The organism is Streptomyces sp. NPDC039423 (assembly GCF_055598725.1).
The window spans coordinates 112,309-136,216 of the sequence record NZ_JBVKAH010000002.1; the positions used below are offsets into that span (position 1 = coordinate 112,309).

Below are 23,908 nucleotides of genomic sequence, written 5' to 3' on the forward strand. Positions count from 1 at the left end.
GTCCGTTTCTCGTCGTCGCCCACGGGCGCGATGCGCGTCAGAGGGGGTGCGGCGGGGTACGCCGCGTTCCGTACGTCAAGCCTGCTGGTTCGGGCCGGCCGGCACCATGAGGCCCGTATCCGTCTTCGACCGGGGGTTATCCCCCCTAGGTCGGGTCCGCTAGCGGGTGGTGGCGGTGGCGGTGGAGGGGGAGGGGGGCACCTCACGGCGGCGCCAGGGCAGCTCGGCGGTGACCGCCGTCGGCCCGCCGGCCGGGGACTCCAGGAGAAACAGGCCGTCCACCGCCCCGAGCCGCTCCGCCAGGCCCGCCAGGCCCGTGCCCCCGTCGAGCCGGGCGCCCCCGTGCCCGTCGTCGCTGACCTGGATCAGCATCCGGTCGTCCGCCCGCCATATGTCGACCGCGGCCGAGCGCGCCCGGGAGTGCTTCGAGACGTTCTGGAGGAGCTCCGAGACGGTGAAGTAGGCGATCCCCTCGATCGCCTCGGCCGGCCGCTCCGCCAGGTCGACGGTCACCGTGACCGGCACGGTGCAGCGGGACGCGATCGCGGACAGGGCGGCGTCCAGTCCGCGGTCGGTGAGGACGGCGGGGTGGATGCCCCGGGCCAGGTCGCGCAGCTCCTGGAGGGCGAGCTTCACCTCGCCGTGCGCCTCGTCGACCATGGCGGCCGCGGCCTCGGGGTCCTCCAGCAGCTTCTCCTTCGCCAGGCCGAGCCCCATGGCGAGGGCCACCAGCCGGGCCTGGGCGCCGTCGTGCAGGTCCCGCTCGATACGGCGCAGGTCGGCGGCGGCCGTGTCGACGACCACCCCCCGGTCCGACTCCAGCTCCGCCACGCGCCGCTCCAGCTCGTCGGACGGCGCCAGCAGCCCGCGCACCATCGCCCGGTCGGCGTTGGCCAGCCCCCGGACGACGTACGGCAGCACCGGCCACAGCACGATCAGCCCCACCAGGGTCACGGCGAACGTCAGCACGCCCCAGGGCAGCCGGACGAAGTGGTACAGCACCGTCCGCCACGCCACCGGATCCTTGAGCGCCGTCCACAGCCAGCGGCCCAGATCACCGCGCGGCCAGTACGGCAGCGTGCTCGGCTCGTCGATCCGCAGGCCGAGGAGCAGCCTCGCCCGCACCCGCTCCGCCCGGCCCAGCAGCCGCGCTCCCGCCAGACCGGCGGCCAGCAGCGGCAGGCCGACCACGGTCACCGACAGCCCGGCCCCGACGGCCACCATGGTCACCACGTAGACGAACCCGGTCAGGGCCATCGGGAAGTTGGCCAGGAGGTGGGCGACCTCCTTCCAGACGTGCCGGTCGAATGCGATGCGTGCGGTCATGCGGCCCAGCCTGCCGGGCCGCACCGGCGCACGCCATGGGGTTCGTGGGGGGACGTGACGTAGGGGTAGCCCCACCTGAAGTGCGGCACGGCTGATTACCGGCGCTTTGCCAGGGCCTAGACTCCCGTGCGTACAGATCGCATAAGCATCGCCGCGAGGGCAGGGAGCGAGGGACACGGACGTGCCGGAACCGACCGTGCGGACCGTACCGACCGTACTCGCCGCCGACTATTTCCAGAGCTATTCGGTCGTCGGCCTGCTCGCCGTGATCGGCGTGCTGTTCGTGGCGGTCGCCTTCGCGGCCGGCCGGCTGCTGCGGCCCGTGGTGCCGACGCCGGAGAAGCTGCTGACGTACGAATGCGGCGTCGACCCGGTGGGGGAGGGCTGGGCCCACACCCAGGTCCGCTACTACGTCTACGCTTTTCTGTACGTCGTCTTCGCGGTGGACTCGATCTTCCTCTTCCCCTGGGCGACCGTCTTCGCCGCACCCGGTTACGGCGCCACCACGCTGGTCGAGATGTTCATCTTCCTCGGCTTCCTGGCCGTGGGACTGCTCTACGCGTACAAGAAGGGCGTCCTGACATGGACGTGACCCCTGTCGATCTTCCCGAGCCGAAGAGGCTCGGAGCCCTCGCCCGGCTCGCGCCCGAGCCGATGAAGGTGGTCCTGAACTGGGGCCGCCGGTACAGCCTGTGGGTCTTCAACTTCGGGCTCGCCTGCTGCGCGATCGAATTCATCGCCGCGTCGATGGCACGCCACGACTTCATCCGGCTCGGCGTGATCCCCTTCGCCCCCGGACCGCGCCAGGCCGACCTGATGGTCGTGTCCGGCACCGTCACGGACAAGATGGCACCCGCCGTGCGCCGGCTGTACGAGCAGATGCCCGAGCCCAAGTACGTGATCTCCTTCGGGGCCTGCTCCAACTGCGGCGGGCCGTACTGGGACTCGTACTCCGTCACCAAGGGCGTCGACCAGATCATCCCGGTCGACGTGTACGTGCCCGGCTGCCCGCCCCGGCCCGAAGCGCTGCTCCAGGGCATCCTCAAGCTCCAGGAGAAGATCGCCCGGGAGTCGCTGGCCGAGCGCTACGGCCACGGACGCCCGTCGTCGGTCGGCCAGCTCCGCAGCGGCCTGGTGCCCCCGCCGGGAGGTACGGCGTGAACGCGTACGACCGGCTCCCGGAAGCGGTGACCGAGGTCTTCGGCGACGAGGCCACGGCCGAGCGCGCGTACGAGCTGCTCACGGTCGACGTCCCCGCCGGTGCCTGGACCGCCGCCCTGGAGACCGCCCGGGACGAGCTGGGCTGCACCTACTTCGACTGGCTGAGCGCGGTCGACGAGCCGGCCACCGGCTTCCGCGTCTGCGCCCATGTCGTCGCCCTGGAGGGCGGCCGGGTGCGGCGGCTCCTGCTGCGCACGACCGTGCCGCACGACGCCCCCGCCCTTCCCAGCGCCGTGGACGTCTACGCGGGCGCCGCCTGGCACGAGCGCGAGACGCACGAGATGTTCGGCGTCACCTTCACCGGCCACCCGCACCTGGTGCCGCTGCTGCTGCCGGAGGGCTTCGAGGGCCACCCGCTGCGCAAGGACTTCGTGCTGGCCGCGCGCGTGGCCAAGGCGTGGCCGGGCGCCAAGGAGCCGGGCGAGCCCGCGGCGGGCGCGGCGCACGGCGGACCCAAGCGGCGCCAGATGCTGCCGCCGGGCGTTCCCGACCCGAACGACTGGGGCCCCCTCAAGGGCCAGCTCCCGCCCGCCCCGGCGCGCCCCGCCCGTGCCGCCCGCCCGGCCGGTGACCGCCCGGTCCGCCGTACCCGCACCGCGGGCGAGGGCTCCGTCGGCCAGACGGCCCCCGAAGCGACGGCCCCTGAAGCGACGGCTCCCGGGGCGACGGCTCCCGGGGCGACCGCCCCGGAGGCGCCCGCCACGACGCGCCCGCGCCGTACGCGCAGCGCCTCGGACGGCTCGGCGAGCCAGTCCGCCGCCCCGGCGACCCCCGGGGGGCGGACGGAGACGGCACCGGGAACCGCCCCGGCGCCCCCGCCCCGTACCCGCAGCGCGGACGCCCCCTGGAACAACCCGCGCCCCGCCTTCGACGACACCCCGCCGGCCCCGGAGCCCGCGCCCGCCCCGGAGGCCCCGGCACCCGAGCCGGACGCCCCCGCCCCGGACGCGCCCGCCCCGGGGGCCCCGGCACCCGAGCCGGACGCCCCCGCCCCGGACGCACCACAGCAGCCCCGGCAGACCGAGCGACCCGAGCGACCCGAGCGACCCGAGCGACCCGAAGAGCCCGGCCGGCCCGGGCAACGAGAAGACCCCGCGCAGCCCGCGCAGTCCGAGCAACGAGAAGCCCCCGAACCGCCCGAAGACCCCGAACAGCCGGCACAGTCCGGTGAGCCCGGCCGGCCCGAGCGGCAGGACACGTCCGCCGCTCCGGGCCCCGACGACACCGCACCACGACGCACGACCGGAGGAGACGCGTGAACGACGTACTCGACGTCGCCGTCCGGCTGCTCGTCGTCTTCGCCGTGTTCCTGGTCCTGCCCCTGGTCATCGGCCAGACGGAGCACAAGGTCATGGCCCACATGCAGGGCCGTCTCGGCCCCATGTACGCCGGCGGCTTCCACGGCTGGGCCCAGCTCGTCGCGGACGGGGTGAAGTTCGCGCAGAAGGAGGACGTGGTCCCGGCCGACGCCGACCGCCGCGTCTTCCAGCTCGCCCCCGCCGTCGCGCTCCTCCCGTACCTCCTCGTCCTGGTCGCCATCCCGATCGGCCCCGGGGCCGGGGCCGTCGGTGAGGTCGTCGACGCGGGTGTCTTCTTCGTGCTCGCCGTCATGGGTGTCGGCGTGCTCGGCTCCCTGATGGCGGGCTGGGCGTCCGCCAACAAGTTCTCCCTCCTCGGCGGACTGCGCACCGCCGCCCAGCTCCTCGCGTACGAGCTGCCCATGCTCCTCGCCGCCGCCTCCGTCGCCATGGCGGCCGGCACGGTGTCGCTGCCCGGCATCCTCGACGCCTTCGAGTGGTGGTGGCTGCCCTGGCAGATCGTCGGCGCGCTCGTCTTCTTCGTCGCCGGTCTCGCCGAACTCCAGCGCCCGCCGTTCGACATGCCGGTCGCCGACTCCGAGATCATCTTCGGCGCGTACACCGAGTACACCGGTCTGCGCTTCGCGCTGTTCCTGCTGGCCGAGTACGCCGGCATCGTCGTGCTGTGCGGTCTGACCACCGTCCTGTTCCTCGGCGGCTGGCACGGGCCCTTCGGCGCCGAGGGCCTCGGCTGGGTGTGGACCCTGCTCAAGACGGCCGTGCTCGCCTTCATCGTGATCTGGCTGCGCGTGAGCTACCCGCGGCTGCGCGAGGACCAGCTCCAGAAGCTCGCCTGGACCACGCTGATCCCGCTCGCCCTCGCCCAGATCGCCCTCACCGGCGTCATCAAGGTGGTGATCCAGTAATGGCTCCGATCCCCGGGTCCGGCCTAGCCAAGGGCCTGGCCGTCACCCTCCGCACGATGACGCGGAAGAGCCACACCGCGCAGTACCCCGACGCCCAGCCCGAGCTGCCGCCCCGCACCCGCGGGGTCATCGGACTGTTCGAGGAGAACTGCACGGTCTGCATGCTCTGCGCCCGTGAGTGCCCGGACTGGTGCATCTACATCGACTCCCACAAGGAGACGGTCCCCGCCGCCGCCCCCGGCGGCCGCGAGCGCAGCCGCAACGTCCTCGACCGGTTCGCCATCGACTTCGCGCTCTGCATGTACTGCGGGATCTGCATCGAGGTCTGTCCCTTCGACGCGCTGTTCTGGTCGCCGGAGTTCGAGTACGCGGAAACCGACATCCACGAGCTCACCCACGAACGGGACAAGCTGCGCGAGTGGATGTGGACGGTCCCGGAACCGCCCGCCCTGGACCCCGGCGCGGAGGAGCCCAAGGAGATCGCCGCCGCCCGCAAGGCCGCGGAGAAGCTGGCCGCCGCCCAAGCCGCCGCCGCAGCCGAAGCCGCCCAAGCCGCCGAAACTCCCGCAGCCGAAGCCGCCCCAGCCGCCGAAGCCCCCGAGGCCGGCTCGGGCCGGGCGGCCACCGGAACCCCCGACACACCCCCCGCCGAAGGAGGCACCGCGTGACGCTCGCCGCCGCGAACGCCCACGGCTTCCTCTCCCCGACCGGCGTCGAGATCGCCTTCCTGCTCGTCGGCGTCGTCACCCTCGGCGCGGCCGTCGTCACGGTCACCACCAGGCAGCTGGTGCACGCCGCCCTCTGGCTGGTCGTGACCCTCGGCGGCCTCGCCGTCGAGTACCTGCTCCTCACGGCCGAGTTCATCGCCTGGGTCCAGGTCCTGATCTACGTCGGTTCCGTCGTCGTCCTCCTCCTCTTCGGGCTGATGCTCACCCGGGCACCCATCGGCCGCTCCCCGGACGCCGACTCCGGCAACCGCCCGGCCGCCCTGGCCGTGGCCGTCGCCGCCGCGGCGGCCCTCCTCTGGGTCGTCGTCGACGCCTTCCGGACCACCTGGATCGACCTCGACGGGCCCGCCCAGGGCTCCACCGCGGTCTCCGGGTCCATCCTCTTCCGGCACTGGGTGCTGCCCTTCGAGGCGCTCTCCGTCCTCCTGCTGGCCGCCCTCGTCGGTGCCATCGTCCTGTCCCGCAAGGACCCCGAGCCGGTCCGGACCCGGAAGGGCGGGAACTGATGCACCTCGCCTACCCGGCGGTCCTCGCCGTCCTGCTGTTCTGCACCGGCCTCTACGGGGTGCTCGCCCGGCGCAACGCGATCCTGGTCCTGATGTCCGTCGAGCTGATGCTCAACGCCGTCAACCTCAACCTGGTCGCCTTCGACGTCTGGCTGCGCGACGCCCTGCACGCCGGACAGGCGCTGACCCTGTTCACCATCGCCATCGCCGCCGCCGAGATCGGCATCGGCCTGGCGATCGTCCTCATGGTCCACCGCAACCGCGGCACCTCGGACATCGACCGGCTCCGCGACAACGCCGAGACCGCCGGCGCGGACGACGCCGGAGCGGACGACACCACGGGCCCCGACGAGAAGGCTGAGGCCGCCGCGTGACCACCACGACCCTCGCCGTCCTCGTCCCCCTCCTCCCCTTCCTCGGCGCCGCCGCCGGACTCCTCCTCGGCCGCACCGCTCCCGGCTTCGTGCGCCCGCTGGCCGTCCTGCCGACGCTCGCCGCCCTCGTGCTCGCCGTCCTCGTCGCCGTACGCCAGGGCGGCGGCGAGGCGATCGACGCGGCGACCCGGCTCACCCCGACCGGTTCGGTGCCGATCGACCTCGCCCTGCACGTGGACGGCTTCGCGGCCCTGACCGCCGTCCTCGTCGGCCTGGTCGCCTCCTGCGTGCAGCTCTACTCGACGGGCTACCTCCGCGACGACCCGCGCTACCCCTCCTACGCGGCGCTCGTCTCCCTGTTCACCTCCGCCATGCTGCTCGTCGTCTACTCCGGCGACCTGATGGTGCTGCTGGTCGGCTGGGAGATCATGGGCATCTGCTCGTACTTCCTCGTCGGCCACTACTGGGAGACGCCCGAGGCCCGGGCCGCCTCCCTCAAGGCCTTCCTCGTCACCAAACTCGGTGACGTCCCCTTCCTGATCGGCCTGTTCGCGCTGGCCACCGACGCCGGCACGTTCCGGATCACCGGGATCCTCGGGACCGTCGCCTCGGGCGGCCTCGACCACCCCACCCTGGTGGCCCTGCTCCTGCTCGCCGGCGTGGCCGGCAAGTCCGCGCAGTTCCCGCTGCACACCTGGCTCCCGGACGCCATGGCCGGTCCGACGCCGGTCTCCGCGCTCATCCACGCGGCGACGATGGTCGCCGCCGGCGTGTACTTCGTGGCGCGGCTCCTGCCCGTCTTCGCCGCCTCCGCGGCCGCCATGACCGTGCTCGCCGTGATGGCGGCGGTCACCATGGTCGGGTCCGGGCTCGCCGCCCTCGCCCAGGACGACATCAAGCGGGTCCTCGCCTACTCGACCATCGGCCAGCTCGGCTACATGGCGGGCGCCCTGGCCGTCGGCGACCGCGGCGCGGCCGTCTTCCACCTCCTGTCGCACGGTGCCTTCAAGGCGCTGCTGTTCCTCGCCGCCGGTGTGGTCATCCACGCCGCCGGAACGAACTCGCTGGCCGCGATGTCCCGCATGCGGGGGCTCGCCGCCCGCGTCCCCGACGCGTACTGGACGATGACCGTCGCCCTGCTCGCGCTGGCCGCGATCCCGCCCTTCGCCGGCTTCTTCTCCAAGGAGGCCGTCCTCGTGGCCGCCGAGCACACCGCCCTCGGCGACCGGACCGTCGCCCCGGCCGGGGCCGGCTGGATCGTCCTCGTCTCCGGTCTGATCACCGCCCTCCTCACCGCCGCGTACGCCACCCGCCTGTGGCTGCTGGCCTTCCGCGGGCGGGGCACCGAGGCCCCCGACCACGGGCGGCAGCCGGCCGTCATGAACGCCGTCCTGTGGGTGCTCGCCGTGCCCTCCCTCGCCTTCGGCCTGACCGTGGGCGTCCTCGACGACTGGTTCGACGGCCACGCCCTGACCCCGACCGTCACCACGGCCGTGCTGGGCACCGGCATCGCCCTCGTCGGCGGACTCGTCACCTACGCCACCTGGCGGCACACCACCGCCCTCGCCGCCCGCCGGCCGATCGGCGCCGTCGCCGCCCACCCCGAGGCCGACCCCGCCGTCTCCGAGGCCGAGGCGATCGCCACGCACACCCCCGCCTACGGGGACATCGCCTCGGCGCCCGACCCCGCCGACCCCGGACGCCTGCTGCTCGGCCCGCTGCACGCCTCCGCCGCGGCCGGGTTCCGGCTGGACGCCGTCTACTCCGCCCTCTTCGTACGCCCGGTCAGGGCGGCCGCCTCCCTGGTCGCCTTCCTCGACCGCGAGGTCGTCGAGACCTACGTACGCGGGGCGGGCGGCGGCACCAACCTGCTGGGACGGGCCGTCCGCCGCGCCCAGACGGGCAACGTGCAGACCTACCTCGGCGCCCTGATCGCCGGTTCCGTCGTCCTGGCGATCGCCGCCGTCGCCCTTGCCAACGTCAACGCCGGATCGTGAGCCGTGATCGATATCAGCGCATCCGTGATGCAGTTCCTCCTCGCGTTCATCGTCGTCGGCCCGCTCGTCGGCGCGGTGGCGGCCCTCCTGCCCGCCCCGCCCGGGCTGAAGGGGAAGTCCCCCGACCAGGCCGTGCTCCGCCACGGCGTGACCGTCACCGGCGTCGTCCTCGCCGCCGCGATCGTCCTCGCGCTGGGCTTCGACCACGACCAGCCGTCGAGGATGCAGGCCACGACGGACATCAGCTGGATCCCGGCCCTGGACGTACGGATCCACCTCGGCACCGACGGCATCTCCCTCCCCCTCCTGGTCCTGACCGCGCTGCTGACCTTCCTCTGCGCGCTGTACGGCTACTTCTCGATGCCCGCGGGCCCGTCCCCCCGTGCCTTCGTCGCCCTGCTGCTCGTCCTGGAGTCCGGCACGCTGGCCACCTTCGCCGTCCTCGACCTGCTGCTGTTCTTCCTGGCCTTCGAGATGGTGCTCATCCCGATGTACTTCCTCATCGCCCGCTGGGGCGGCGAGGGACGCCGGGCGGCCGCCTGGCGCTTCATCCTCTACACCCTGCTCGGTTCCGTCGTCATGCTGCTCGGCCTGCTCCTCATCGGGCTCAAGGCCGGCACCTTCGACATGGTGGCACTCGCCACTGACAACGGCCGCGACATCACCACGTCCGTGCAGGTCATCGCCGTCCTCGCGATCGGCCTCGGCCTCGCCGTCAAGACCCCGATGTGGCCGCTGCACAGCTGGCTGCCGGACGCCCACACCGCGGCCCCCACCGTCGGCTCCGTCCTCCTCGCCGGCGTCCTGCTGAAGATGGGCACGTACGGCTTCGTCCGGATCGCCCTGCCGATCACCCCCGACGGCATGCACGTCCTCGCGCCCTACCTCGCCGCGTTCGCCGCCGCGGGCATCGTCTACGGATCCCTCGCCTGCCTGTCCCTCGCGCGCACCGGCGCCAAGGGCGACCTCAAACGCCTGATCGCCTACTCCTCGGTGGGCCACATGGGCTTCGTGCTGCTGGGCATCGCCACCATGACGCCCACCGGCGTCAACGGCGCGCTCTTCGCCAACGTCGCCCACGGGCTCATCACCGGCCTGCTGTTCTTCCTGGTCGGCGCGATCAAGGACCGGTTCGGCACCGCCGACCTGGACACCCTGGCCGGAGCCACCGGCGCGGCGCTCTACGGCCGCGCGCCCCGCCTCGGCGGCCTACTGGCCTTCGCCGCCGTCGCCTCCCTCGGCCTGCCCGGCCTGGCCGGGTTCTGGGGCGAGATGCTCGCGCTGTTCGGCGCGTTCCGGCCGGCCGAGGGCCTCAGCCGTCCCGCGTTCCTCACCTTCATGGCCGTCGGCGCGTTCGGCACGCTGCTCACCGCCGCGTACCTCCTCGTCGTCGTCCGGCGCGTCTGCATGGGCGCCGCGCCCAGCGCCGACCGGCCGGCGCTCCCCGACATCCGGCGGTACGAGCTCGCCGCGTGGTCGCCGCTGGCCGTGCTCACCGTCGTCGCCGGCCTCTGGCCCGCGGTCCTCCTCGGTCTGACCGACCCGGCCGTGCAGAAGCTCCTCGCAGGAGGCAAGTCGTGACCCTCGCCGCCCCGAGCGCTCCGGGCGCGGGCGACCTCGTCCAGTCCGTCGACTGGGCCGCCGTCGCGCCGCCCACCATCGCCGCCGCGGTCGCCCTGGCCGTCCTCGTCGCCGACCTTTTCGTCCCGGGGGACCGCAAGCAGCTCCTCGGCTGGGGAGCCGTCACCGGCCTCGTCGCCGCACTCCTGGCCCTGGTACCGCTGCGGGCGGGCGACCGCAGCACCTTCTGCCTGACCACCGACGCCGGCGCGTGCAGCTACACCGCCGACCACTTCGCCCTGGTCATCCAGTTCCTCGTGCTGGGCGGGGCGCTCCTGACGGCCCTGCTGTCGCTGCACGACACCAGGGAGAAGCTGCCGGCGGGCGAGTTCTGGTTCCTGCTGCTGTCCTCGGCGGCCGGGGCCGCGCTGCTGCCCGCCTCCCGGGACCTGGCCACCCTGGTCGTCGCCCTGGAGGTGGCGTCGCTGCCCGCGTTCGCGCTCGTCGGCCTCAAGCGCGGTGACCGCATGTCCGGCGAGGCGGCGCTGAAGTTCTTCCTGTCGTCCGTCACGGCCACCGCCGTGATGCTCCTGGGCGTCAGCTTCGTGTACGCCGCGACCGGCACCCTGCACCTCACCGAGATCGCCCACCTGCTGGACGACGTGCCGGCGGGGCTGGAAACCCTCGCCAAGGCGGGCGTCGCGCTCACCCTGGTCGGCTTCGCCTTCAAGACGGCCGCCGTGCCCTTCCACTTCTGGGTCCCCGACACCTACGTGGGGGCGCCGCTGCCCATCGCCGCCTACCTCTCCGTCGTGGGCAAGGCGGTCGGCTTCACCGGCCTCATCCTGGTGACCGTCGTCGCCTTCCCGACGTACGCGGACGTCTGGGGGCCCGCCCTCGCCGTGCTGGCCGCCCTCACCATGACCGCCGGGAACGTCGCCGCCCTCCGGCAGGTCCCCACGCGCGCGTGGAGCGCGGTACGGCTGCTGGCCTGGTCGTCGGTGGCCCAGGCCGGGTACCTGCTGGTGCCGATCGCGGCCGCCGCGTACTCCGGTGACGACCAGATCGGCGCCACCGTCGCGTACGCCCTGATGTACGCGGTCGTGAACCTCGGCGCCTTCGCCGTCGCGGCCCTGGTCGCCCGTACGCACCCGCTGAACCGGATCTCCGACTACCGGGGCCTGTACGCCACCCGGCCCGCCGCCGCGCTCGTCCTGGCGTTCTTCCTGCTCTGCCTGGCGGGCCTGCCCCCGGGCATCATCGGCCTCTTCGCGAAGGTCACCGTCTTCTCGGCGGCGGTCGACGCGGGCCTGGGCTGGCTGGCGGTCGTGATGGGCGTCAACGTCGTCATCGCCCTCTACTACTACCTCCAGTGGACGGCGGTCCTGTTCCGCGCGCCCGAGGGCGCCCCCGCGGAGCCGGCCGCCGCGCGGCAGGCCGTTCCGGCGCCGCTCACCCTGGCGATCGTCGTGACGGCCGTCGCGGGCGTGGTGCTGTCCGGCTACCCCCAGCTCGTCCTGCGCTTCGCCGCGACCACCCTCTTCTGACCCCGTCGACCCACGCACCATCGAGGAGCACGGCCGTGCTGAACGGTTTCAAGGACTTCATCCTTCGTGGAAACATCATTTCCATGGCGATCGGCCTGGCCGTCGGCGCGGCCTTCACGGCGGTCGTCACCGCCTTCAGCAACGCCTTCATCACCCCGCTCATCGGCATGGCGACGGGCACCGTCGGCGACTTCAGCCACTCCTACTTCACGATCCGGGACGCCAAGTTCCCCTACGGCCTGTTCATCAGCGCCGCCCTGGCGTTCCTGATCACCGCGGCGGTGCTCTACTTCTGCGTCGTCGTCCCGATGATGAAGATCCAGACCCGCTTCAAGCGCGACGAGCCCGTCGACATCAAGGCGGCGGTCCGCGACTGCCCGCGCTGCTTCTCCGCCATCCCGGCCGTCGCCAGCCGCTGCGCCCACTGCACCAGCGAGGTCGAGCCCGTCCGCGAGGCGTTGGAGAAGGCCGGGCTGCCCGCCCAGCGCTGAGTCACCCGAACGGCCCGCCCCCCGCCCCCGGCGCGCCAGGGAACCCGCCATGCCCGCCTGGCGTTGACCAGTACGGGAGGTTCCACTGAACAGTGGACCAGCACCAGGCAAAGGGTCCCCCTGCCGCACCACTTGGAGGGCGTACCGTGCACCGCCGGCACAACGGGCTGAAGACCGCCGTACTCCTCGGGGGGCTGTCCGCACTCATCATCCTGATCGGCAGCCTCTTCGGCCGTACGGGGCTGGTCGTCGCGCTCCTCGTGGCCGTCGGCACCAACGCGTACGCGTACTGGAACAGCGACAAGCTCGCGCTGCGCGCCATGCGCGCCCGCCCGGTGAGCGAGTTCCAGGCACCCGAGCTGTACCGGATGGTCCGGGAGCTCTCCACCCAGGCCCGCCAGCCGATGCCCCGCCTCTACATCTCGCCGACCCAGGCCCCCAACGCCTTCGCCACCGGCCGCAACCCCCGCAACGCCGCCGTGTGCTGCACCGAGGGCATCCTCCAGATCCTGGACGAACGCGAGCTGCGCGGAGTCATCGGCCATGAGCTGAGCCACGTCTACAACCGGGACATCCTGATCTCCTCGGTGGCCGGAGCGCTCGCCTCCGTGATCATGTTCCTGGTCAACTTCGCCTGGCTCGTACCGGTCGGCCGCTCCGACGACGACGACGGCCCCGGACTGCTCGGCATGCTGCTGATCATGATTCTGGGGCCGCTCGCGGCATCGGTGATCCAGCTCGCCATCAGCCGCTCCCGGGAGTACGAGGCGGACGCCTCCGGCGCCCAGCTCACCGGCGACCCGCTCGCCCTGGCCGGCGCGCTGCGCAAGCTGGAGGCCGGCACCAAGCAACTGCCGCTGCCCCCGGAGCCGAGGATCGAGACCGCGAGCCACATGATGATCGCGAACCCGTTCCGTCCCGGCCAGGGATTCGCCAGGATGTTCTCGACACACCCGCCGATGGCGGAACGCATCGCCCGACTCGAACAGATGGCAGGTCACCGCCCGTGAAAGCAATCCTGAACGTCATATGGCTCATCCTGGGCGGCTTCTGGATGTTCCTCGGCTACATGCTCGCGGGCCTGCTGCTCTGCGTCACCGTCATCGGCATCCCCTTCGGCCTGGCGGCCTTCCGCATCGGCCTCTACGCGCTGTGGCCGTTCGGCCAGACCGTCGTCGACCGCCGGGACGCGGGAGCCCCGTCCTGCGTCGGCAACGTCCTGTGGCTGGTCCTCGCCGGCTGGTGGCTGGCGCTCGGCCACGTCGCCACGGGCCTCGCCCTGTGCCTCACCGTCATCGGGATCCCGCTGGGCATCGCGAACTTCAAGCTGATCCCCGTCTCCCTGCTGCCGCTGGGCAAGGAGATCGTCCCCAGCGACCGGCCCTTCGCCACCCGGTGACGCCGGGTCGGTGACGACGAATCCGGGCTTGCCGTCATGGCGCAGCAGCGGCGCCAGCGCGGAGGCGGGGACACGGTCCGGACGGTCGGCGAGCAGCGCGCCGCCGTCCTCCGCGCCGGCACCCCCGGCGAACGCGCGCACGCCGGCGGCGGACAGGCCACGTTCCGCCCGCCGCGCCCCGGATCAGTCGCGCCGGACGGCGTACAGCACCGCGCCCGCCGCCAGGACCGCCAGCCCCGCCAGAACCGAGGTGATGGGCAGCGCGAAGGCGAGCGCCAGGCAGCCCGCCAGGCCGGCCGCCGCCAGGACACGCCCCGAACCGAGCGTCCACGACGAGGCGTTGGCGATCGCGTAGTACACCAGCACCCCGAACGACGAGAAGCCGATCGCGCCCCGCACGTCCGCCGTCGCCGCCACCACCGCCACGACCAGCCCCACCGCGAGCTCCGCGTGGTGCGGCACCTGGAAGCGCGGGTGCACGGCCGCCAGCGTGCGCGGCAGATGACCGTCGCGCGCCATCGCCAGCGTCGTACGGGACACCCCCAGGATCAGCGCCAGCAGCGCACCCAGGGCGGCCACCGCCGCGCCCACCCGGACCACCGGGACCAGCCAGGCCGCCCCCGCCGCCCGCGCCGCGTCCGCGAGCGGGGCCGCCGACCCGGCCAGCTCGCGGGCGCCCAGCACCGACAGGACGGCCACCGCGACCGCCGCGTACACCACCAGCGCGATGCCCAGCGCCAGCGGGACCGCCCGCGGGATGGTCCGCGCCGGATCCCGCACCTCCTCGCCGAGCGTGGCGATCCGGGCGTACCCGGCGAACGCGAAGAACAGCAGCCCCGCCGCCTGGAGCACCCCGCCCGCGGACGCGTCCCCGGCCGGTTCCAGCCGCGCGGGGTCCACCGCGTCCGACGCGAGGCAGGAGACGACCACCGCCACCAGGACCGCCAGCACCGCCGCCACGACCACCCGGGTGACGAGCGCCGACTTCCGGACGCCCGCGTAGTTCACGGCGGTCAGCGCCACCACCGCCGCGACCGCCACCGCGTGCGCCTGCCCCGGCCACACGTACGCCCCGACCGTCAGCGCCATCGCCGCGCACGACGCCGTCTTGCCGACCACGAACCCCCAGCCGGCGAGGTAGCCCCAGAAGGGACCCAGCCGTTCGCGCCCGTACACGTACGTCCCGCCGGAGGCCGGGTAGCGGGCGGCCAGCCGGGCCGAGGCCGTCGCGTTGCAGTAGGCCACCGCCCCGGCCAGCGCCAGTCCCGGGAGCAGGCCGCTCCCGGCGGCGCCGGCCGCCGGGCCGAGGGCCACGAAGATCCCGGCCCCCACCATCGCCCCCAGCCCGATGACGACCGCGTCGAGGACGCCCAGTGACCGCCGCAGCTCCTGTGCCATGTGCCGCACCCTACTGACCGTCGCAACCACGGGCCGCCCCCCGGGCGTCCTCGGGGACAACACCGCACGAAAGGCAGGTTCACGGCATGGACATCCTGAGCTGGATCATCCTGGGGCTGCTCGCCGGCGTCATCGCCAAGGTGCTGCTCCCCGGCCGTGACCCCGGCGGGCTGATCGGCACGACGCTCATCGGCATCGCGGGCGCGTTCGTCGGCGGCTGGCTCTCGGCCCGCTACCTGGACCGGCCCATCAGCAACGAGTTCTACGACGGCCCCACCTGGCTGGCCGCCATCGGCGGCTCACTGGTCCTGCTGATCGCCTACCGCATCCTGTTCGGCCATTCCCGCTCGCGCTGACCGCCGTTGACGTCCGGTCACTCCCGCCCGCGCCCGGGGACGGCGGTCAGTCCGCGAGCCCCGTCTCCCGCAGCGTGATGTTCAGCCGGCCCGACCGCAGCCCGCTCGCCGGGTCGGCCGTACCGGGCAGGACCCGCGGCACCCCGTGGAACGCGAACCGCGACGGCCCGCCGAAGACGAACAGGTCGCCCGACACCAACTCCACGTCCCGGTACGGGCGGTTCCGCGACCCGGTGTTCCCGAACCGGAAGACGCAGGTGTCCCCGATGCTCAGCGACACCACCGGCGCGCCGGACCGTTCCTCCTTGTCCTGGTGCATGCCCATCCGGGCCGCCCCGTCGTAGAAGTTGACCAGCGCCGCGTCCGGGGCGTAGCCGTCCGCCGCCCCGTCCCCGTACGCCGCCACCAGCGCCGCCCGCCCCAGCTCCGCCAGCAGGCCGGGGAACGGGGCCACCCGGGCGCCGTTCACGTCACCGGCCGTCCGCGCGTACCGGTACGGCTGCCAGTGCCACCCCAGGCACACCGTCCGCACCGACATCACGCCCCCGCCCGGCAGCACCGTGCGGCGCATCGGCACCGGCCCCCGCGCCCACTCCCGGCACGCCCCGACCAGTTCCCACCGGCGCTCCACCGGCAGCCAGCCCGGCACGTGCACCGCGCCGGGGGCGATCTCCGCCCGCTCGCGCTCCCGGGGGTGCCCCGCCGGCCCCGCCGGGCTCTCGACGTCTCCCAGGGCGAACAGTCCGTCCGTCACCGTACGAGCGCGCCTTCCAGCCCCAGCAGCCGCTCCTTGCGCTCCAGACCCCCGGCGTACCCGCGCAGCGCCCCGTCCGCGCCGATCACCCGGTGGCAGGGCCGCACCACCAGCAGCGGGTTGCGCCCGATCGCGGTCCCCACCGCCCGCACGCCCACGCCCGGCGACCCGACGCGCGCCGCGATCTCGCCGTACGTCACGGTCGTGCCGTACGGGACCTCCTCCAGCGCCCGCCACACCCGCCGCTGGAACGGGGTGCCGGCGTCGGCGTACACCAGGTCGAAGCGGGTCAGCCCGCCCGCGAAATAGGCCCGTAGCTGCTCCGCCACGTCCTCGAACGCCCCGGGCGCGTGCCGCCAGCCCTCGCGCACGACGGCCCCGCCCTTCTGACCGGGCAGGGAGAGCGAGGCGAGCGCGGTCCGGCCGCCGTCCGCGGACTCCTCGCCGGTCAGCAGCATCTCGCCCAGCGGGCCGTCGACGTACGCGTACAGCGTCATGATCCGTTCCCTTCCCTCGCGTCCCCGCCACCAGTCTGGGTCCGCCCCGCCCCCGGGGCTGGCGGGATTCGGACACGACGGTGCGCCGGCCCGCCGGCCCCGCACAGGGGCGGGGGCGGACCGGCCGCAGCCGCGTCCGCCCCCGATCCGCCCGCTGTCCGGGCCGCCGGCGCCCCGGTCCTACCGGTAGTTCACGAACTGGAGGGCGAAGTCGAAGTCCTGCCCCTTCAGCAGCGCGATCACGGCCTGGAGGTCGTCCCGGCTCTTGGAGCTGACCCGCAGCTCGTCGCCCTGCACCTGCGCCTTGACGCCCTTGGGGCCCTCGTCGCGGATGATCTTCGCCACCTTCTTGGCGTTCTCCTGGGAGATGCCCTCCTCGATCGAGGCGAAGATCTTGTACTCCTTGCCGGAGAGCTGCGGCTCACCGGCGGCCAGCGACTTCAGCGAGATACCGCGCTTGATCAGCTTGGACTCGAACACGTCGAGGATGGCCTTCACCCGCTCCTCGGAGTTCGCCTGCATCAGGATCTTCTCGCCGGACCAGGCGATGGAGGCCCCGACGTTCTTGAAGTCGTAGCGCTGCGAGATCTCCTTCGCCGCCTGGTTGAGGGCGTTGTCGACCTCCTGCCGCTCGACCTTCGAGACGATGTCGAAACTGGAGTCGGCCATGTCCTGTGGCTCCTTGGGTCGCGTGCGTAGGGGTGCGTAGAGGTACGTCCGGGCTCGCCGGACCGCCACCGCAAAGCCTAGCCATGCCACCCGCCACGAGTGCTGATCAATCCGGTGGCGGAGCACCCCCGGGCATCAGGTATCGTTTACGTCGTTGCCGAGGAGCACCGCCGAAAAGCGGTCACGCCCCTCGCGACATCCCATGGCGGTGTGCCCGAGTGGCCAATGGGAGCGGACTGTAAATCCGTCGGCTTAGCCTACCCAGGTTCGAATCCTGGCGCCGCCACGCGATGAACGGCCCCTGATCTGCGGAAACGCGATCAGGGGCCGTTCTCGTACGCGCGGAACGCCTCCGACGTCCGGCGGTTCAGTCGGCCAGCCGGAAGGCCAGCTCGATCTCCCACTTCGACGGGTCCGGCTCCACGCGCGGGTCCGTGCGGTAGGACTCGGTCCGGCAGCCCCAGCGCTCGACGCCGTCCACCACCCGCATGTCCCACTCCAGCCCCCGCTCGCCGGCCCACTGGCGCAGCGCGGCCGCCGCGGCGGGCAGCCCGTCGGGATGGCCGGTGCGGGTGAGCGTGGCGTAGCGGCCGGCCGGGAGCAGCGCCACACCGATGTCGCCCTCCGGATCGGGCACCGGCGGCACGACCGGAACGCCGGCCTCGACGACGGTCTCGCCCGCCGGGTCCACCGTCGTGAAGCGGAAGAAGGGCGCGCCCGCGCGCTCGATGCCCCGGGCCGCCAGCCACCCCACCAGCTCCGGCAGCCGGTCGGCGATCTCCGCGAACCCCTCCGCCGTCACGGACCGGCGCATGAAGACGTACGGCCGCTCGGGCCGTTCCACCACGACCGGTTCGGGGAACATCATTCGCCCGCGACGGCCTTCACCGCGACCGAGACCGGCACCGACCCGCTGACCAGCTCCAGCGTCAGCCCCGCCGTCGCCGGCGTCTCCACCAGCTCGGCCAGCACCGCCGCCACGTCGTCGCGCGGCACCGGCCCGCGCCCGGTCGACGCCTCCAGCCGGACCAGCCCGGTGCCCGCGTCGTTCGTCAGCATGCCGGGCCTGAGGATCGTCCAGTCCAGACCCCGCTTGGCCCGTACGTGGTCGTCCGCCGCGCCCTTCGCCCGCAGGTACGCGTCGAAGACCTCGTCCCCGGCGCGGTCCGCGTCGGCGCCCATCGACGACACCACCACGTAGCGCCGCGCTCCCGCCCGCTCCGCCGCGTCCGCGCACAGGACCGCCGCGCCCCGGTCCACGGTGGCCTTGCGCTCGACGCCGCTGCCCGGGCCGGCGCCCGCCGCGAAGACCACCGCGTCGGCGCCCGACAGGGCCCCCGCGACCGCCTCCACGGTCACGGACTCCAGGTCCATCACGACCGGTTCCGCCCCCGCATCGCGCAGGGCGTCCGCCTGTTCCGGGTTGCGGATGATGCCCGCGACCTCGTGCCCGCCCGCCGAGAGCAGCCGCTCCAGCCGCAGGGCGATCTGACCGTGTCCTCCAGCGATGACAATGCGCATGCTCCCGACCGTACGACGCCGGGCCGCAAAGCGCTCACGGACGGGCGTCCGGCCGTCCCTGGCGCGGCAGTTCGAGTGCCGCCGCCGAGTCGCAGTACTCCCGCACCGCGCTGGTCCGCGCCACCACCCGGCCGCGGTGCACCACGATCCGGCTGTACGCCAGCGACAGTACGCCCGACAGCCGCTCCCCGCGCACCGCCAGCAGCTCCGCCGGGAACCCCGCCTCCACCCGCACCGCGGGCAGCCCCATCGCCTCCCGCGCGGCTCCGCTCACCGCCCGGTACGCCTCCGTCGGGCCCAACCCGCCCTGGGAGGCCAGCAGGTACGCCGCCTCCAGCGGATCGCCCCGCCCCACCGGGTTGGCCACGTCCCGCAGCGCCCCGCTCCCGGCCGCCACCCGCACCCCGGCCGCCCGCAGCAGCCGCACCGGCGCCACGCCCCTGACCTCCGTACCGCCGCAGCCGCCCTGCGGCAGGCACACCACCGCCACCCCGGCCGCCGCGAGCTGGTCGGCCGCCCGCCCCGCGGCGTCCCCCGGGAGGCGCCCCAGCGCCCCGCACGGGCCGATGGTGACCCCCGGCCGCAGCCCGCCCGCCATGGCCGCCAGCCGCGCGAGGCGCGCCGGGTCGTCCCCGTCGGTGTGCAGGTCGACCGCGCAGCCGTGCTCGGCCGCCACCTCCAGCACGGCCTCCGCGTACCCGGCCGGGTCCGGGTCCAGGTCCGGGCGGCCGCCCACCACGCCGGCGCCCATCTTCACCGCGTCGCGCAGCATCGCCAGCCCGTCCGCCCCCGCGACCCCGGTCAGCAGCCGCGGCACGGCCACCGCCGTCAGGTCCGCCAGTCCGCGCAGCGACCGCCGTGCCTGGAGGACCGCCTCCAGCGGGCCGAGCCCCTGGACGTCGCCGATGCGCACATGGGCGCGCAGCGCGGTGGCGCCGTGCCCGACCTGGAGCAGCGCGGCCTCGGTGGCGCGCCGCTGGACGTCCTCGGTGGCGTACGACACGGGGCCGGGGCCGTCGGCGCTGAGCGCGGTGTCGGCGTGTCCGTGCGGCTCGGCGGGGGCGGGCAGCAGCAGGTAGCCGGCCAGGTCGACGCGGGCTCCGTGGGCGGGCAGGCTGCCCGCGGTGCCCACGGCTTCGATGCGCCCGCCGGCGAGCCGTACGTCGACGGTCCGGCCGTCGGTGAGACGGGCGCCGCACAGCAGCAGGGCGGTGGTGTCGGCGGTGGCGCCCTCGGGCGGCTGCGGCTGCTGGCTGTCGGAGGACATCGGGCTCCTGACGGGCTCGGGGGCTCGGTGGCTCGGGCGCGGTCCGTGGCGGGGCTGCCGGGCCTGGGGGCGTGCGGATGTACTGGTGCGATCACACAGCGTGAGGCGAGCCTAGGGGCGGTCCGACCGGGCATCGAGGAGGAGCCGAATAGTCGTACCGGCGCGGGGCACGCGTGGCGCGTGTGACGTGGATGCCGGTGTGGACGGCGAGACGTCAGGACCCCCTTCCCGGAAGGCCTCCCGGCCCCCCGGGAAGGGGGTCCGGGGTGGGTCCGGGGTGGGTCCGGGACGGGGCCGGGCAGCCGCCGGGAATCGGATTTGGGCGAACGGCGGCCGACCGTGTAATGTCTTCATCGCTCGCCCCAATAGCTCAGTCGGCAGAGCGTCTCCATGGTAAGGAGAAGGTCTACGGTTCGATTCCGTATTGGGGCTCTGGTGCGGTAGCCCTCACCTTCGGGTGAGGGACTCCGTATCAAAGCGGTGTAGCTCAGTCGGTAGAGCAAGCGGCTCATAATCGCTGTGTCACCGGTTCAAGTCCGGTCACCGCTACACACAGTAGCCGATTGTGGGGTCGGTCCTTCGATCGGCTACTCTTTTATGCGTTCATCCGTCCAACGTCCGTCCAAGGAGCACTCACGTGGCTGCCACCGACGTCCGCCCGAAGATCACGCTGGCCTGCGTGGAGTGCAAGGAGCGGAACTACATCACCAAGAAGAACCGGCGTAACAACCCGGACCGTCTTGAGATGAAGAAGCACTGCCCGCGCTGCAACGCGCACACCGCGCACCGCGAAACGCGCTGAATCAGGCTCGTACACGAGGCCGTCCCCGTCAGGGGGCGGCCTCGTGTCGTTTGTTCGAAGACCCATCCAGGGAGGTAGCGAGTTCATGGCGCTCGATCAGTCCTTCGTGGGGCGGACCTATCCGCCCACCGCGCCGTACGAGGTCGGCCGGGAGAAGATCCGCGAATTCGCCGAGGCGGTCGGGGACGCGAATCCGGCGTACACCGACACCGAGGCCGCCAAGGCGCTCGGCCACCCGGACGTGATCGCGCCGCCGACCTTCGTGTTCGCCATCACGTTCAAGGCCGCGGGCGAGGTGATCGCCGACCCGCAGCTCGGGCTGGACTACAGCCGGGTGGTGCACGGCGACCAGAAGTTCGCCTACACCCGGCCGGTACGGGCGGGGGACCGGCTGACGGTCACCTCGACCATCGAGGCGATCAAGTCCCTCGCCGGCAACGACATCCTGGACGTCCGCGGCGAGGTCCACGACGAGGCCGGCGAGCACGTGGTGACCGCCTGGACCAAGCTCGTCGCCCGCGCCGTCGCAGAGGAGGCCTGAGACCATGACCGCGAAGATCGCGTACGACGAGGTCGAGGTCGGCACCGAGCTGCCGGCGCAGAGCTTCCCCGTGACGCGCGCCACGCTGGTGCGCTACGCGGGTGCCTCCGGGGACTTCAACCCGATCCACTGGAACGAGAAGTTCGCCAAGGAGGTCGGGCTGCCGGACGTCATCGCACACGGCATGTTCACCATGGCCGAGGCGATCCGCGTGGTGACCGACTGGACCGGCGACCCGGCGGCCGTCGTCGAGTACGGGGTCCGGTTCACCAAGCCGGTCGTCGTGCCCAACGACGACACGGGCGCGCTGATCGAGGTCAGCGGCAAGGTCGCCGCCAAGCTGGACGACAACCGGGTGCGCGTCGACCTGACCGCCATGAGCGCCGGCCAGAAGGTGCTGGGCATGTCCCGCGCGGTCGTACGGCTCGCCTGACCGGACACCCGGGGTGCCGCGGTGGCCCCGCCGCCGCGGCCCCCGGCGCACCGCGCCCCCCGCACCCGCTGCCGCCGGGGGCGGCGGCACCGCACCGTAGGCTTGGGCGCGTGCAGGAACTTCATGACGCCCCCCTCGCCCCGTTGACCACCTTCCGGCTCGGCGGCCCCGCCGTGCGGCTCGTCACGGCCACGACCGACGACGAGGTCGTCGCCGTCGTGCGCGAGGCGGACCGGACCGGGACCCCGCTGCTGCTCATCGGCGGCGGGTCCAACCTGGTGATCGGCGACAAGGGCTTCGACGGCACCGCCCTGCGCATCGCCACCCGGGGCTTCGTCCTGGACGGCACGCGACTGGAGCTGGCGGCCGGCGAGGTCTGGACGGACGCCGTGGCCCGCACGGTGGAGGCCGGACTGGCCGGCATCGAGTGCCTGGCCGGGATCCCCGGCTCGGCCGGCGCCACCCCGATCCAGAACGTGGGGGCGTACGGCCAGGAGGTCTCGTCCACCATCACGGAGGTCGTGGCCTACGACCGCCGCGCCGGCGAGACGGTGACCCTCCCGAACGCCGCGTGCGACTTCTCGTACCGCCACAGCCGCTTCAAGGCCGAACCCGACCGGTTCGTCGTGCTCCGCGTCCGCTTCGAGCTGGAGGACGCCCAGGGCCTGAGCGCCCCCGTCCGGTACGCCGAGACGGCCCGCGTCCTCGGCGTGGAGCCCGGCGACCGCGTCCCGGCCGCCACCGCCCGCGAGACGGTGCTCGGCCTCCGCGCCGGCAAGGGCATGGTCCTGGACCCCGAGGACCACGACACCTGGTCGGCCGGCTCCTTCTTCACCAACCCGATCCTGGAGCAGCGGCAGTACGAGGAGTTCCTCGGCCGCGTCCACGACCGCCTCGGCCCGGACGTCACCCCGCCCGCCTTCCCGGCCGCCGACGGCAGGGTCAAGACCTCGGCGGCCTGGCTGATCGACCGGGCGGGCTTCACCAAGGGCTACGGCACCGGCCCCGCCCGCATCTCCACCAAGCACACCCTGGCCCTGACCAACCGCGGCGACGCCACCACCGAGGACCTCCTGGCCCTCGCCCGCGAAGTCGTCGCCGGTGTGCGCGACGCCTTCGGCATCACCCTCGTCAACGAACCGGTCATGGTCGGCGTCTCCCTCTGACCCGGCGGACGCCCCCCCGGGCGGCTCAGGCGCCCGGGACGTCCGCCAGCCAGTCGTCGACGCCCGCCAGCAGCTTCGCCCTGACGCCCTCGGGGGCGGCCGAGCCGCGGATGGACTGGCGGGCCAGCTCCGCCAGTTCGCCGTCGGTGAACGCGTGGTGCACGCGCGCGATCTCGTACTGCGCCGCCAGCCGCGACCCGAAGAGCAGCGGGTCGTCCGCGCCCAGGGCCATCGGCACCCCCGCCTCGAAGAGCGTGCGCAGCGGCACGTCCCCGTGCTTCTCGTAGACCCCCAGCGCCACGTTCGACGCCGGGCACACCTCGCACGTCACGCCCTTCTCGGCCAGCCGGCGCAGCAGCCGCGGGTCCTCCGCCGCCCGCACCCCGTGCCCGACGCGCGCCGCCCGCAGGTCGTCCAGGCAGTCCCGCACGGACGCCGGACCCGTCAGCTCGCCCCCGTGCGGGACGGCCAGCAGCCCGCCCTCCCGCGCGATCGCGAACGCCCGGTCGAAGTCCCGCGCCATCCCGCGCCGCTCGTCGTTGGACAGCCCGAACCCCACCACGCCCCGGTCCGCGTAACGCACCGCGAGCCGGGCGAGCGTACGGGCGTCCAGCGGGTGCTTCATCCGGTTCGCGGCCACCAGGACCCGCATCCCGAGCCCCGTCTCCCGGGAGGCGCTCTCCACCGCGTCCAGGATGATCTCCAGCGCCGGGATCAGACCCCCCAGACGAGGGGCGTACGAGGTCGGGTCCACCTGGATCTCCAGCCACCCCGACCCGTCCCTGACGTCCTCCTCGGCCGTCTCGCGCACCAGCCGCCGGATGTCCTCGGGCTCCCGGAGGCAGGACCGGGCGATGTCGTACAGCCGCTGGAAGCGGAACCAGCCCCGCTCGTCGGTGGCCCGTAGCTGCGGCGGCTCGCCGCCGGTCAGCGCCTCGGGCAGATGGACGCCGTACTTGTCGGCGAGCTCCAGCAGGGTCCCGGGCCGCATCGACCCGGTGAAGTGCAGGTGCAGATGGGCTTTGGGCAACAGCCGCAGGTCTCGTACGTGCTCCATTGAGGGATCTTGCCAAAACCGCCGCCCGCGCGGGAGACCCTTTCACCGATCGGGTGCCCCGGGGAACGGAAAAG

At 73.4% G+C, this 23,908-nt stretch carries 27 protein-coding genes, 3 tRNA genes and 1 pseudogene; 21 read left to right on the forward strand and 10 right to left on the reverse strand.

Going from position 1 to position 23,908, the window contains the following annotated elements:
- Window positions 1-159: 159 nt before the first annotated feature.
- Complete coding sequence (locus tag ACZ7LK_RS06415) at window positions 160-1,326, reverse strand: sensor histidine kinase (RefSeq protein ID WP_471138716.1); 1,167 nt, start codon at window positions 1,324-1,326, stop codon at window positions 160-162.
- Window positions 1,327-1,507: 181 nt separating this feature from the next.
- Here ACZ7LK_RS06415 and ACZ7LK_RS06420 point away from each other — a divergent pair, with 181 nt between their 5' ends.
- The 13 genes from ACZ7LK_RS06420 to ACZ7LK_RS06480 all read left to right on the forward strand — a co-directional run bounded on the left by ACZ7LK_RS06420 (window position 1,508) and on the right by ACZ7LK_RS06480 (window position 13,373).
- Window positions 1,508-1,918 (forward strand): NADH-quinone oxidoreductase subunit A, encoded by a 411-nt coding sequence (locus ACZ7LK_RS06420; protein ID WP_392272563.1) that lies wholly within the window; start codon window positions 1,508-1,510, stop codon window positions 1,916-1,918.
- Window positions 1,909-2,487 (forward strand): NADH-quinone oxidoreductase subunit B, encoded by a 579-nt coding sequence (locus ACZ7LK_RS06425; RefSeq protein WP_392272562.1) that lies wholly within the window; start codon window positions 1,909-1,911, stop codon window positions 2,485-2,487. The genes ACZ7LK_RS06420 and ACZ7LK_RS06425 overlap by 10 nt, the downstream gene beginning before the upstream one ends.
- Complete coding sequence (locus tag ACZ7LK_RS06430) at window positions 2,484-3,806, forward strand: NADH-quinone oxidoreductase subunit C (RefSeq protein ID WP_471138717.1); 1,323 nt, start codon at window positions 2,484-2,486, stop codon at window positions 3,804-3,806. The genes ACZ7LK_RS06425 and ACZ7LK_RS06430 overlap by 4 nt, the downstream gene beginning before the upstream one ends.
- Entirely contained in the window at window positions 3,803-4,771 is a 969-nt protein-coding gene (locus ACZ7LK_RS06435) for a complex I subunit 1/NuoH family protein (protein WP_392272560.1), read from the forward strand. Before ACZ7LK_RS06430 ends, ACZ7LK_RS06435 begins: the two co-directional genes overlap by 4 nt.
- A complete protein-coding gene (locus ACZ7LK_RS06440; protein ID WP_392272559.1) occupies window positions 4,771-5,439 on the forward strand; it encodes a NuoI/complex I 23 kDa subunit family protein in 669 nt (222 codons plus the stop codon). Before ACZ7LK_RS06435 ends, ACZ7LK_RS06440 begins: the two co-directional genes overlap by 1 nt.
- A complete protein-coding gene (locus tag ACZ7LK_RS06445; protein ID WP_469464321.1) occupies window positions 5,436-6,005 on the forward strand; it encodes an NADH-quinone oxidoreductase subunit J family protein in 570 nt (189 codons plus the stop codon). The genes ACZ7LK_RS06440 and ACZ7LK_RS06445 overlap by 4 nt, the downstream gene beginning before the upstream one ends.
- A complete protein-coding gene (nuoK, locus tag ACZ7LK_RS06450; RefSeq protein ID WP_392272557.1) occupies window positions 6,005-6,379 on the forward strand; it encodes an NADH-quinone oxidoreductase subunit NuoK in 375 nt (124 codons plus the stop codon). The genes ACZ7LK_RS06445 and nuoK overlap by 1 nt, the downstream gene beginning before the upstream one ends.
- Window positions 6,376-8,376: an NADH-quinone oxidoreductase subunit 5 family protein gene (locus ACZ7LK_RS06455; RefSeq protein ID WP_471138718.1), complete on the forward strand. Its 2,001-nt coding sequence runs from the start codon at window positions 6,376-6,378 to the stop codon at window positions 8,374-8,376. Before nuoK ends, ACZ7LK_RS06455 begins: the two co-directional genes overlap by 4 nt.
- A 3-nt stretch (window positions 8,377-8,379) precedes the next feature.
- Window positions 8,380-9,957: an NADH-quinone oxidoreductase subunit M gene (locus ACZ7LK_RS06460; RefSeq protein WP_392272555.1), complete on the forward strand. Its 1,578-nt coding sequence runs from the start codon at window positions 8,380-8,382 to the stop codon at window positions 9,955-9,957.
- Window positions 9,954-11,483 carry an NADH-quinone oxidoreductase subunit N gene (locus ACZ7LK_RS06465; RefSeq protein WP_392272554.1) on the forward strand — a complete coding sequence of 510 codons (1,530 nt, stop codon included), beginning with the start codon at window positions 9,954-9,956 and terminating at the stop codon, window positions 11,481-11,483. The genes ACZ7LK_RS06460 and ACZ7LK_RS06465 overlap by 4 nt, the downstream gene beginning before the upstream one ends.
- Window positions 11,484-11,518: 35 nt before the next feature.
- A complete protein-coding gene (gene mscL / locus ACZ7LK_RS06470; RefSeq protein WP_392272553.1) occupies window positions 11,519-11,974 on the forward strand; it encodes a large conductance mechanosensitive channel protein MscL in 456 nt (151 codons plus the stop codon).
- 146 nt (window positions 11,975-12,120) lie between these two features.
- On the forward strand, window positions 12,121-12,984 hold the full coding sequence (htpX, locus tag ACZ7LK_RS06475; protein WP_392272552.1) for a zinc metalloprotease HtpX: 864 nt from the start codon (window positions 12,121-12,123) through the stop codon (window positions 12,982-12,984).
- Window positions 12,981-13,373, forward strand: a complete 393-nt coding sequence (locus ACZ7LK_RS06480) for a YccF domain-containing protein (RefSeq protein ID WP_392272551.1) — start codon at window positions 12,981-12,983, stop codon at window positions 13,371-13,373. Before htpX ends, ACZ7LK_RS06480 begins: the two co-directional genes overlap by 4 nt.
- Window positions 13,374-13,379: 6 nt before the next feature.
- Here ACZ7LK_RS06480 and ACZ7LK_RS06485 read toward each other — a convergent pair.
- Window positions 13,380-13,529, reverse strand: a pseudogene (locus ACZ7LK_RS06485) (DUF5701 family protein); the annotation flags it as partial.
- Window positions 13,530-13,556: 27 nt separating this feature from the next.
- Window positions 13,557-14,771 (reverse strand): APC family permease, encoded by a 1,215-nt coding sequence (locus ACZ7LK_RS06490; protein ID WP_392272550.1) that lies wholly within the window; start codon window positions 14,769-14,771, stop codon window positions 13,557-13,559.
- 86 nt (window positions 14,772-14,857) lie between these two features.
- Between ACZ7LK_RS06490 and ACZ7LK_RS06495 the strand changes: the two genes are divergently transcribed.
- Window positions 14,858-15,127, forward strand: a complete 270-nt coding sequence (locus tag ACZ7LK_RS06495; protein WP_392272549.1) for a GlsB/YeaQ/YmgE family stress response membrane protein — start codon at window positions 14,858-14,860, stop codon at window positions 15,125-15,127.
- Between the two features lie 46 nt (window positions 15,128-15,173).
- Here ACZ7LK_RS06495 and ACZ7LK_RS06500 read toward each other — a convergent pair whose 3' ends face one another.
- The 3 genes from ACZ7LK_RS06500 to ACZ7LK_RS06510 form a co-directional block, all read right to left on the reverse strand.
- Entirely contained in the window at window positions 15,174-15,797 is a 624-nt protein-coding gene (locus tag ACZ7LK_RS06500) for an alpha-ketoglutarate-dependent dioxygenase AlkB family protein (protein WP_471139550.1), read from the reverse strand.
- 80 nt (window positions 15,798-15,877) lie between these two features.
- Complete coding sequence (locus ACZ7LK_RS06505; RefSeq protein WP_471138721.1) at window positions 15,878-16,378, reverse strand: methylated-DNA--[protein]-cysteine S-methyltransferase; 501 nt, start codon at window positions 16,376-16,378, stop codon at window positions 15,878-15,880.
- Between the two features lie 180 nt (window positions 16,379-16,558).
- Window positions 16,559-17,047, reverse strand: coding sequence for a YajQ family cyclic di-GMP-binding protein (locus ACZ7LK_RS06510; protein WP_471138723.1), 489 nt, complete (start codon window positions 17,045-17,047; stop codon window positions 16,559-16,561).
- Window positions 17,048-17,251: 204 nt separating this feature from the next.
- On the opposite strand from ACZ7LK_RS06510, the gene ACZ7LK_RS06515 reads away from it, so the two are divergent.
- A tRNA-Tyr gene (locus ACZ7LK_RS06515) sits at window positions 17,252-17,333 on the forward strand.
- Between the two features lie 81 nt (window positions 17,334-17,414).
- On the opposite strand, the gene ACZ7LK_RS06520 is transcribed toward ACZ7LK_RS06515, so the two are convergent.
- The 3 genes from ACZ7LK_RS06520 to ACZ7LK_RS06530 are packed head-to-tail and all read right to left on the reverse strand — an operon-like array spanning window position 17,415 to window position 19,835.
- Window positions 17,415-17,915 (reverse strand): GyrI-like domain-containing protein, encoded by a 501-nt coding sequence (locus ACZ7LK_RS06520; protein ID WP_392272547.1) that lies wholly within the window; start codon window positions 17,913-17,915, stop codon window positions 17,415-17,417.
- Window positions 17,912-18,568, reverse strand: a complete 657-nt coding sequence (locus tag ACZ7LK_RS06525; RefSeq protein WP_392272546.1) for an SDR family oxidoreductase — start codon at window positions 18,566-18,568, stop codon at window positions 17,912-17,914. The genes ACZ7LK_RS06520 and ACZ7LK_RS06525 overlap by 4 nt, the downstream gene beginning before the upstream one ends.
- A gap of 34 nt (window positions 18,569-18,602) precedes the next feature.
- Window positions 18,603-19,835, reverse strand: a complete 1,233-nt coding sequence (locus ACZ7LK_RS06530; protein WP_392272545.1) for an amidohydrolase family protein — start codon at window positions 19,833-19,835, stop codon at window positions 18,603-18,605.
- Window positions 19,836-20,194: 359 nt separating this feature from the next.
- On the opposite strand from ACZ7LK_RS06530, the gene ACZ7LK_RS06535 reads away from it, so the two are divergent.
- From ACZ7LK_RS06535 to ACZ7LK_RS06560, 6 genes are all read left to right on the forward strand, one after another.
- Window positions 20,195-20,267: transfer RNA gene (locus ACZ7LK_RS06535), tRNA-Thr, on the forward strand.
- Between the two features lie 44 nt (window positions 20,268-20,311).
- Window positions 20,312-20,384, forward strand: a tRNA-Met gene (locus ACZ7LK_RS06540).
- Window positions 20,385-20,472: 88 nt separating this feature from the next.
- Window positions 20,473-20,637, forward strand: coding sequence for a 50S ribosomal protein L33 (gene rpmG / locus ACZ7LK_RS06545; RefSeq protein ID WP_003948671.1), 165 nt, complete (start codon window positions 20,473-20,475; stop codon window positions 20,635-20,637).
- A gap of 85 nt (window positions 20,638-20,722) precedes the next feature.
- Window positions 20,723-21,178 (forward strand): FAS1-like dehydratase domain-containing protein, encoded by a 456-nt coding sequence (locus tag ACZ7LK_RS06550; RefSeq protein ID WP_392272544.1) that lies wholly within the window; start codon window positions 20,723-20,725, stop codon window positions 21,176-21,178.
- A 4-nt stretch (window positions 21,179-21,182) separates the two neighbouring features.
- Window positions 21,183-21,611, forward strand: coding sequence for a MaoC family dehydratase (locus tag ACZ7LK_RS06555; RefSeq protein ID WP_392272543.1), 429 nt, complete (start codon window positions 21,183-21,185; stop codon window positions 21,609-21,611).
- Between the two features lie 110 nt (window positions 21,612-21,721).
- Window positions 21,722-22,777, forward strand: coding sequence for a UDP-N-acetylmuramate dehydrogenase (locus ACZ7LK_RS06560; RefSeq protein WP_392272542.1), 1,056 nt, complete (start codon window positions 21,722-21,724; stop codon window positions 22,775-22,777).
- 25 nt (window positions 22,778-22,802) lie between these two features.
- Here the strand turns inward: ACZ7LK_RS06560 and ACZ7LK_RS06565 are convergent, their stop codons facing one another.
- The gene (locus tag ACZ7LK_RS06565) at window positions 22,803-23,834 is read right to left on the reverse strand and encodes an adenosine deaminase (protein WP_392272541.1); all 1,032 of its coding nucleotides are present in this window, start codon (window positions 23,832-23,834) and stop codon (window positions 22,803-22,805) included.
- Between the last annotated feature and the right edge of the window lie 74 nt (window positions 23,835-23,908).